This is a genomic window from Streptomyces hainanensis, assembly GCF_004348415.1.
Lineage (GTDB): Bacteria > Actinomycetota > Actinomycetes > Streptomycetales > Streptomycetaceae > Streptomyces > Streptomyces hainanensis.
The window spans coordinates 1-7,702 of the sequence record NZ_SMKI01000387.1 but is presented as its reverse complement, the minus strand read 5'-3'; the positions used below and the strand labels follow the sequence as shown (position 1 = coordinate 7,702).

Here is a 7,702-nt window from a genome sequence, read left to right as displayed (position 1 = left end):
GGTGGGGGGTTGGGGGGTGTCACGCCGTGCCGACGAGGCCGTCGGCGATGGCGTCCGCGTTGGCGCGCATCAGCGCGAGGTAGCTGCCGGCGGGTCCTTCCGGCTCGGTCAGCGACTCCGAGAACAGCGGGATCACCTCGACCCGCAGGCCGGCCTCCTCGGCCAGCACCCGGGCCAGCCGGTCGGGCTGCGAGGAGTCCGCGAAGATCGCCGGCACGCCGGCCGCCTCGACCGCCGTCGCCAGCGACTCCAGGTCCGAGGCGCTGGGCGAGGCCAGCGTGGTGCCGCTGGGTATCACGGCGCCGACGACGTCGAAGTCGTAGCGGTCCGCGAGGTAGCCGAAGACGTGGTGGTTGGTGACCAGGGCGCGCCGGTCGTCGGGGACGGTCGCGAACCGCTCCGCCATCCAGCCGTCGAGCTCGTCCAACTCCGCCGTGTACGCCTCGGCGTTGGCCCGGACCGCCGCCTCGTCCACGCCGTCCACCTCGGCGATCACCAGCTCCGCGACGGCCTCGACGGCCGTCCGCATCCGGGTCGGGTCGGTCCAGAAGTGCGGGTCGGGCTCGCCCGCCTCGCCGTCGACGTCGGCGCCGAACGGCAGCGGATCCACCTCCTCGGCCACCGCCAGGGTGGTCACGCCCGCCTCCCGGGCGGCCGTCACATGGCGGGCCACGCCCTCCTCCAGGCCGAGCCCGTTGTGCACCAGCAGCTCGGCGTCGGCCAGTTCGGCGGCCTGCCGGGCCGAGACGCCGAACGAGTGCGGGTCGGCGCCCGGTGCCATCAGCACGGTCACCTCGGCCTCGTCCCCGACGATCCGCCGGGTGACGTCGCCCAGGATGTTGGTGGTCACCACCACGCCGGAACCGCCACCGCCACCGCCGTCGCCGCCCGGCGCGCAGCCGGCCAGCGGGAGGAGCGCGAGGCAGGCCGCCGCGACCGTCCTGGCCCTCATCGGCCGGTCTCCACCAGCAGGTCCGGGGTCACGCCCGGATCGAGGGTGCGGGCGAGCCGCAGGTCGTCCGCGTAGTCGTACTCGTGGACCACGCCGGCCGCCGGGTCGTTGACGTAGGCGCGGCTGGTGTCGATCGCGAGCACCGGGCCCGTGACCGGGTCGGCGGCCGCCGCCTTCTCCGTGCCGCCGAGGGCGTACGCGCGGAGCGTTCCGTCCAGGGCCAGCGCGAGGACGGTCGCCCCGTCGCCCGGCGCGGCCGCCGCCAGGACCGGCCCGGTCCCGGTCCGCGTCCAGGCCCGCTCGGCGAGGTCGAGCGTCCACACGTCGCGTTCGCCGGCCGGCGCGACCACGGTGCCGCTGCCCGGCCGCAGCCCGAACGCGCCGGCCCGGTCCGCCGGTTCGGTGCCCTCGGGGTAGCCGATCGGCTCGCCGACCAGGGCGTCCCCGCCCTCGGCGTCGTCGGCCGTCACCAGCAGCGCGCCGTCCGCGCAGCTCAGGACCACGCCGTAGCGGGTGCTCGCCGCGCCGGCCGGCTCGGGGCAGGGCTGGTCGAGCGCGCCCACCCGGGTGCCCTCCCGGTCGTACACGGCGACCGACTCCGCGCCCGGCACCAGCACCCGGCCCTCGAACGGGACGGCGGCGGCCCCGGCGTCCGCGTCGAACCGCGCCGCCTCGGCGATCTCGCCCGCGCCGAGCGCCTCCCGGTCGAGCAGCACCACCGAGCCGTCGTCGTAGGTCAGCGCCGTGACGACGACGTCCGCGTGCGCGCCCAGGAGCGCGCCGCCGCCCGGCAGTTCGCCGACGGTGCGCGGCTCGGCCCGGTAGTAGTGGGCGTGGTCGCCGTGGTCGACCGTCCAGGCGCCGCCGTCGACCACGGTCACCGTGCCGTCGGCCGTCGCCAGGTAGCCGTAACGCCCGTCGCCCGTCAGCCGGTCGACGCCGGCCGCGGCGTCGACCGCGTCCACCTCGGTGACGTCCTCCGTCGCCAGGTCGAGGACCCGCACCGCGCCGGTGCCGGCCTCCGCCACCACCAGTCGCGGCTGCGGCTCGGCCGCCTCCTCGGCGCCGGCCACGTAGCCGTGCGGCACCTCGGGCGCCTCCGACCCGCCGTCGCCGTCGCCGGGGCGGTCGCCGCCCCCGCTCCCGCCGCCGCAGCCCGCCAGCAGCAGCGGCACCGCGGCGGCCAGCGCCAGCCTCCGTCTCCGTGTCCCGAGGTCGCCGAGGTTGCCGGGGTTGCCGAGGTTCACGAGGGAAGTCACGTCCGTTCCTTGGTCGTCGTGCGTGCGGCGACGGTCGAGCCGAGCGCCGAGAGGAAGAAGCAGCCGACGGCCACGGCGGCGATGGTGGCGCCGGCCGCCGTGCCGGCGTGCCAGGAGATCAGCAGCCCGGCGACCGTGGCGGCGCTGCCGAGCAGCGCGGCGACCAGCATGATCAGCGGGATCCGCCGGACCCACAGCGCGGCGGCGGCCGGTGGGGCGATCAGCAGCCCGAACACCAGCAGCGTGCCGACGACGTGGAAGGAGGCGGTGATCGCCAGCGTCACCAGGCCGAGCAGCGCCGCCTGGGCGAGGCCGGGACGCAGCCCGAGCGTCCGCGCCTTGCGCGCGTCGAAGGCGAGCGCCGTGAACGACCGGTGGCCGGCCGCCGCGATCACCGCCGCGATCACCAACGCCACGGCCAGATAGCCGAGTTCGCGATCCCGGACCGCCAGCACGTCGCCGAAGAGCAGCCCGGTCAGGTCGACCGCGAACGACTGCGAGTGGGAGACGATGATCACGCCCGCCGCCAGCATCCCGGCGAAGAGCAGCCCGATCGCCGTGTCGGCCGAGAGCCGGCGCGAGCGGCCGAGCGCGGTGACGCCGGCCGCCATCGCGCCGGCGCTGAGCGCGGCGCCCACCAGCGGGCTGCCGCCGAGCAGCGAGGCCAACGCCACGCCGGGCAGCATCCCGTGCGACATCGCGTCGCCGAGGAACGCCATCCCGCGCAGCACCACCCAGGTGCCGGCGAGGGCGCAGACCATCGAGACCAGTACCCCGCCCCAGAGCGCCCGTTGCACAAAGGACACCTGGAACGGATCGGACAACCACTCCATGGCTAGTGACCCTACAATGAAAATGAAAACGATTGTCAACTAATCGGAAAGTCCGAGAAGTGAGGTGCGTCATGTCGACCAACCACGACGCCGACCACGACACCGACCGCGACGCGGTGCGGCTCACCGGCGTCGCCGCCGGCTACCCCCGTCGCCCACCCGCGCTGCGCGACCTCACCGCCCGCCTCCCGCGCGCCCGCCGCACCGCCGTCGTCGGCCCCAACGGCGCCGGCAAGTCCACGCTGCTCGGCGTCGTCGCCGGCGTGCTGCGCCCCGCCGCCGGCACCGTCACCCGCCACCACCCGGGCCGCCCGGCCCTGGTCGCCCAACGCAGCGCCGCCGCCGACGCGTTGCCGCTCACCGTCCGGGACGCCGTCACCATGGGCCGCTGGGCCCACCGCGGCCCCTGGCGCCCGCTCACCCGCCACGACCGAGCCGTCGTCCGCGACTGCCTCGACCGGCTCGGGCTGCTCGACCTGGCCGGCCGGCAGTTGGGCGAACTCTCCGGCGGCCAGCGCCAACGGGCCCTGGTCGCCCAGGGGTTGGCGCAGGAGTCCGAGCTGCTGCTGCTCGACGAGCCGGCCGCCGGCGTCGATCTCGCCGCCAGCCGCCGGATATCGGCCGTTCTCGCGGCCGCGTCCGAGCGCGGCGTCACCGTCGTCCAGGCCACCCACGACCTGGACGAGGCGCTGCGCGCCGACCACTGCCTGCTGCTGGCCGACGGACGTCAGCTGGCCGCCGGACCGCCCGCCGACGTCCTCACCCCCGAGGCGCTGGCCCGCGCCTGGGGCCTGCCCCGGTCGGTCGCGACCGCGTCGAACGCGGCCACCGTGTCGAACGCGTCGAACGGGCTCGTCAACGGGCTTGTCAGCGACCCGAGTTGCCCCTAGAGTCCCGCGACGGCACGCAATGGGAGCGCTCCTCGACCCGTACCCCAGGCTCGATCGAGGGAGCAGCAACATGAGAGTCCGCCCGCGCCTGCGCTGGACGCTGGCCGTCCTGGGCACGCTCGCCGCCCTGCTGACCGCCGCGCCGGCCGCCCAGGCCGACGTCCAGATCTGCGACCAGTACGGCACCACCACCATCCAGGGCCGCTACACCGTGCAGAACAACCGCTGGGGCACCGGCGCCACCCAGTGCGTCAACGTCACCGGCAGCGGCTTCCAGCTCACCCAGGCCGACGGCGGCGTCCCCACCGACGGCCCGCCCAAGTCGTACCCGTCGATCTACGTCGGCTGCCACTACGCCAACTGCTCGCCCGGCACCAACCTGCCGCGCCAGCTCAGCTCCATCGGCAGCGCGCCGAGCAGCATCTCGTACACGTACGTCGGCGGCGCCACGTACAACGCGTCCTACGACATCTGGCTCGACCCGACGCCCCGCACCAACGGCGTCAACCAGACCGAGATCATGATCTGGTTCAACCGCGTAGGACCCATCCAGCCCATCGGCTCCCCGACCGGCACCACGACGGTGGGCGGCCGCAGCTGGGAGGTCTGGACCGGCAGCAACGGTGCCAACCGGGTGATCTCCTTCGTCGCGCCGTCCGCGATCGGCAGCTGGAGCTTCGACGTCATGGACTTCGTGGACGTCGCCGTCAGCCGCGGCATGGCCACCAACTCCTGGTACCTGACCAGCGTCCAGGCCGGCTTCGAGCCCTGGCAGGGTGGCACGGGCCTCGGCGTCACCTCGTTCTCGGCCTCCGTCAACTAGACCGCCAGCAGCGCCCTTCCCACGGGCGGCGGAATTCGGATGCCACACCGCGTTCCGCCGCCCCACAATGCGGCCCATGCTCATCGACCACTGGCCGCTCGCCGGCCTGCGACTGACCACGCCCCGGCTCGAACTGCGCCTCCCCGACCCGGAGGAGCTGGCCGAGCTGGGCGCGCTCGCCGCCGGGGGGATCCACCCACCCGAGGAGATGCCGTTCCTCTTCCCCTGGACCGACCTGCCCCCGGCCGAGCGGGCCCGCTCGGTGCTCCAACACCACTGGCGCACCCTGGGGGCGTGGACCCCGGGTGACTGGTCGCTGCTCCTCACCGTCTTCCACGAGGGCCGGCCGGTCGGCCTCCAGGACGTCGGCGGCAAGGACTTCGCCGTCCTCCGCGAGGTCTCCACCGGCTCCTGGCTCGGCCGTGCCCACCAGGGCAGGGGCATCGGCACCGAGATGCGGCACGCCGTCCTGCACCTCGCCTTCGCCGGCCTCGGCGCCACCGACGCGATCTCCGGCGCCTTCAGCCACAACCTCGCCTCGCAGCACGTCTCCCGCAAGGCCGGCTACCGGCCGGACGGCCTCGCCCGGGTCGCGGTGCGCGACCAGCCGGTGACCGAACAGCGCTACCGCCTCACCCGCGCCGAGTGGGAGGCCACCTCCGACACCCGCCCGCCGGTCACCGTCGCCGGCCTGGAACCGTGCCTGCCGCTCTTCGGCGTCTAGGGTGGACACACCGCACCCGATCCCGAGGGGGCCACCATGGCGGTGCGCCGCGTCATGCCAGTCATCCGCTCCGAGGCCGTCGGCGAGAGCCGCGAGTTCTACGGTCTCCTCGGCTTCGAGGAGGTCATGGACCTCGGCTGGATCAGCACCCTCGCCTCGCCGGACGTGCCGACGGCACAGGTCAGCCTCATGACCCAGGACCGGACCGCGCCCGTCACCCCCGACTTCAGCGTCGAGGTCGACGACGTGGACGCCGTCCACGCCGCCGTCCTGGCCGGCGGGGCCGAGATCGTCCACCCCCTCCAGGACGAGGCGTGGGGCGTGCGGCGTTTCTTCGTCCGGGACCCGAACGGGCGGGTCGTCAACGTGGTCAGTCACCGCCGCTGACCCGGGGGGCCCGTGCGGCCGCCGCGGGGTAGGGCTTGGAGAAGTCGAAAGGGGAAGGCAGATGGATCCGGAGATCGCCGCGTTGGCCGGCACCGCGGGGACGACGATCGTGACCCTGGCGGCCACCGACGCCTGGCAGCGCACCAGGGACGGCCTGGCCGCGCTCTGGCACCGGGTCAGGCCCGACCGCGCCGCCGCCGTCACCGCCGAGCTCGACACCACCCGCGAGGAGCTGACCGCCGCGCCCGACGCCGACACGGAGGCCGAGTTGGCGGCCGAGTGGCAGGGCCGGATAAGGCGTCTGCTGCTGGCACACCCCGAGGTGGCGGACGAACTCCGCACGCTGCTCGCCGAGTTGCGCGACGAGGCGGCCGCGCCGCCCGCCGGGCCCGTCATCAACCAGCGCGCCACCGCCTCCGGCAACGCCCGCGTCTACCAGGCCGGCGGCGACATGCGCATCGGCGAGCCGTGACGGCCACCGCCCCCTGACGGGGTCGCCCGATCGGATTGAACTCCGGCGGAGAACGGATTCGCCACGGGCCCCTCGTGCCACGGTGGTCGCCCGCCCACCGGAGAGCGACAGGGGGCCCACCCTTGCGGGTCATGTGCACGACGATCGGCAGCCCTTCCCACGGCCGCGCCCAACTCCCCCTGCTCCGCGCCCTCGCCGCCCGGCACGAGGTGCTGGTCCTCGTCGACCCGCCGCTCCGGGCGGTGTTCCGGGAGGACGACGTCCGGGTGGTGCCGTGCCTGGGAGCGCTCGACCCCGCCGGCTGGATCAGGCGGTACCACGACGCGATCCCCGAGACCCCGCCCGGCGACCCCGAGCGGTTCCACGCCGCCCTGATGCGCGCCATGTTCCGGGGCATGGCCCTGGGCGGGGCGGCCGACTCCTACGCGGCCGCGCTGCCGCTCGCCGAGGAGTTCCGCCCGGACCTGATCCTGCGCGACGGGATGGACTTCGGCGCCTGCCTGGTGGCGGAACGGCTCGGCGTGCCCCACCTGCCCACTCCCTCGGGGACCACCAACATCCTCGACCCCGCCGAGGTCTTCGAGCCGCTCAACGCCACGCGCGCCCGACTCGGCCTGCCGGCCGGCGACGACCCGCTGTCCATCGCGCCGCACGGGCGCGTCGACTACGTGCCGGGCTCGCTGTCCTTCTCCCGGCACCTCGGCCCCTCCCTGGCGTACCGGCAGACCGTCGACGTGACCCGCGCCGCCGCGCTCCCCGAGTGGGTCGCCGAACTCGCCACCGACCGGCCCCTGGTCCTCGCCGCCATCGGCACCGCGCTGCCGATGTCGCACGAGCGGGCCGACGGCGCGCCGCCGCCCGCGCCCTACCCGAACGCGCCGGACACGCTGCGGGCGATGGCCGAGGCGGTCGCGTTGCTCGACGACTGCGTGGTCGTCCTGGCCACCGCCGGCGTCCCGCTGGACCCCGAGGTCACGCTGGGGCCGCACGTCCATGTCGCCGAGCGGCTGCCGCAGCCGCTGCTGCTGGAGTCGGTCGACCTCTTCCTCACCCACGGCGGCTTCAACAGCGTCCGCGAGTCGCTGCGCACCGCCACCCCGATGGTGGTGCTGCCGCAGTTCGGCGACCAGTACCCCAACGCCCGCCGCGTCGAGGAACTCGGGCTCGGCCGCCGCGTCACCGACCCCCGGCCGGCGGCCGTCGCCGCGCTCTGCCGCGACGTCCTCGCCGACCAGGCCATCGGCGCCCACGCCCGCCGGGCGCGGCTGGCGATGCTGACCCTGCCCCCGATCGAGACCGCCGTCGCCGACCTGGTGAAGCTCGTCGCGGGATGACGACCCACCCCCGGGCGGACGCTTGGAG

The 7,702-nt window shown here is 75.1% G+C and carries 8 protein-coding genes and 1 pseudogene; 6 read left to right on the top strand and 3 right to left on the bottom strand.

All coding sequences use genetic code 11. The annotated features are described in order from the left end of the window. Positions 1–19: 19 nt before the first annotated feature. The 3 genes from aztC to aztB are packed head-to-tail and all read right to left on the bottom strand — an operon-like array spanning position 20 to position 3,044. Positions 20–952: a zinc ABC transporter substrate-binding protein AztC gene (aztC, locus tag E1283_RS27770; protein WP_132820908.1), complete on the bottom strand. Its 933-nt coding sequence runs from the start codon at positions 950–952 to the stop codon at positions 20–22. Beyond that, the gene (locus tag E1283_RS27765) at positions 949–2,211 is read right to left on the bottom strand and encodes a hypothetical protein (protein ID WP_207930547.1); all 1,263 of its coding nucleotides are present in this window, start codon (positions 2,209–2,211) and stop codon (positions 949–951) included. Before E1283_RS27765 ends, aztC begins: the two co-directional genes overlap by 4 nt. Continuing rightward, the gene (gene aztB, locus E1283_RS27760) at positions 2,208–3,044 is read right to left on the bottom strand and encodes a zinc ABC transporter permease AztB (protein ID WP_132820907.1); all 837 of its coding nucleotides are present in this window, start codon (positions 3,042–3,044) and stop codon (positions 2,208–2,210) included. The genes E1283_RS27765 and aztB overlap by 4 nt, the downstream gene beginning before the upstream one ends. A gap of 71 nt (positions 3,045–3,115) precedes the next feature. On the opposite strand from aztB, the gene aztA reads away from it, so the two are divergent. The 6 genes and pseudogenes from aztA to E1283_RS27730 all read left to right on the top strand — a co-directional run bounded on the left by aztA (position 3,116) and on the right by E1283_RS27730 (position 7,674). Continuing rightward, a complete protein-coding gene (aztA, locus tag E1283_RS27755) occupies positions 3,116–3,934 on the top strand; it encodes a zinc ABC transporter ATP-binding protein AztA (protein ID WP_132820906.1) in 819 nt (272 codons plus the stop codon). Between the two features lie 70 nt (positions 3,935–4,004). Further along, positions 4,005–4,754: pseudogene (locus E1283_RS27750) on the top strand (GH12 family glycosyl hydrolase domain-containing protein); the annotation flags it as partial. Between the two features lie 79 nt (positions 4,755–4,833). After that, a complete protein-coding gene (locus tag E1283_RS27745; RefSeq protein WP_132820904.1) occupies positions 4,834–5,481 on the top strand; it encodes a GNAT family N-acetyltransferase in 648 nt (215 codons plus the stop codon). Positions 5,482–5,517: 36 nt separating this feature from the next. Next, complete coding sequence (locus tag E1283_RS27740; RefSeq protein WP_132820903.1) at positions 5,518–5,868, top strand: VOC family protein; 351 nt, start codon at positions 5,518–5,520, stop codon at positions 5,866–5,868. A gap of 61 nt (positions 5,869–5,929) precedes the next feature. Then, positions 5,930–6,340: a hypothetical protein gene (locus tag E1283_RS27735; protein ID WP_132820902.1), complete on the top strand. Its 411-nt coding sequence runs from the start codon at positions 5,930–5,932 to the stop codon at positions 6,338–6,340. A gap of 131 nt (positions 6,341–6,471) precedes the next feature. After that, positions 6,472–7,674 carry a glycosyltransferase gene (locus E1283_RS27730; protein ID WP_341829958.1) on the top strand — a complete coding sequence of 401 codons (1,203 nt, stop codon included), beginning with the start codon at positions 6,472–6,474 and terminating at the stop codon, positions 7,672–7,674. Positions 7,675–7,702 lie beyond the last annotated feature (28 nt).

Bases quoted from the DNA above. Each gene is read 5' to 3' on its own strand.
- E1283_RS27745 (WP_132820904.1), top strand. From the start codon at position 4,834: ATGCTCATCGACCACTGGCCGCTCGCCGGCCTGCGACTGACCACGCCC.
- aztB (WP_132820907.1), bottom strand. From the start codon at position 3,044: ATGGAGTGGTTGTCCGATCCGTTCCAGGTGTCCTTTGTGCAACGGGCG.
- E1283_RS27735 (WP_132820902.1), top strand. From the start codon at position 5,930: ATGGATCCGGAGATCGCCGCGTTGGCCGGCACCGCGGGGACGACGATC.
- E1283_RS27740 (WP_132820903.1), top strand. From the start codon at position 5,518: ATGGCGGTGCGCCGCGTCATGCCAGTCATCCGCTCCGAGGCCGTCGGC.
- aztC (WP_132820908.1), bottom strand. From the start codon at position 952: ATGAGGGCCAGGACGGTCGCGGCGGCCTGCCTCGCGCTCCTCCCGCTG.
- E1283_RS27730 (WP_341829958.1), top strand. From the start codon at position 6,472: ATGTGCACGACGATCGGCAGCCCTTCCCACGGCCGCGCCCAACTCCCC.
- aztA (WP_132820906.1), top strand. From the start codon at position 3,116: ATGTCGACCAACCACGACGCCGACCACGACACCGACCGCGACGCGGTG.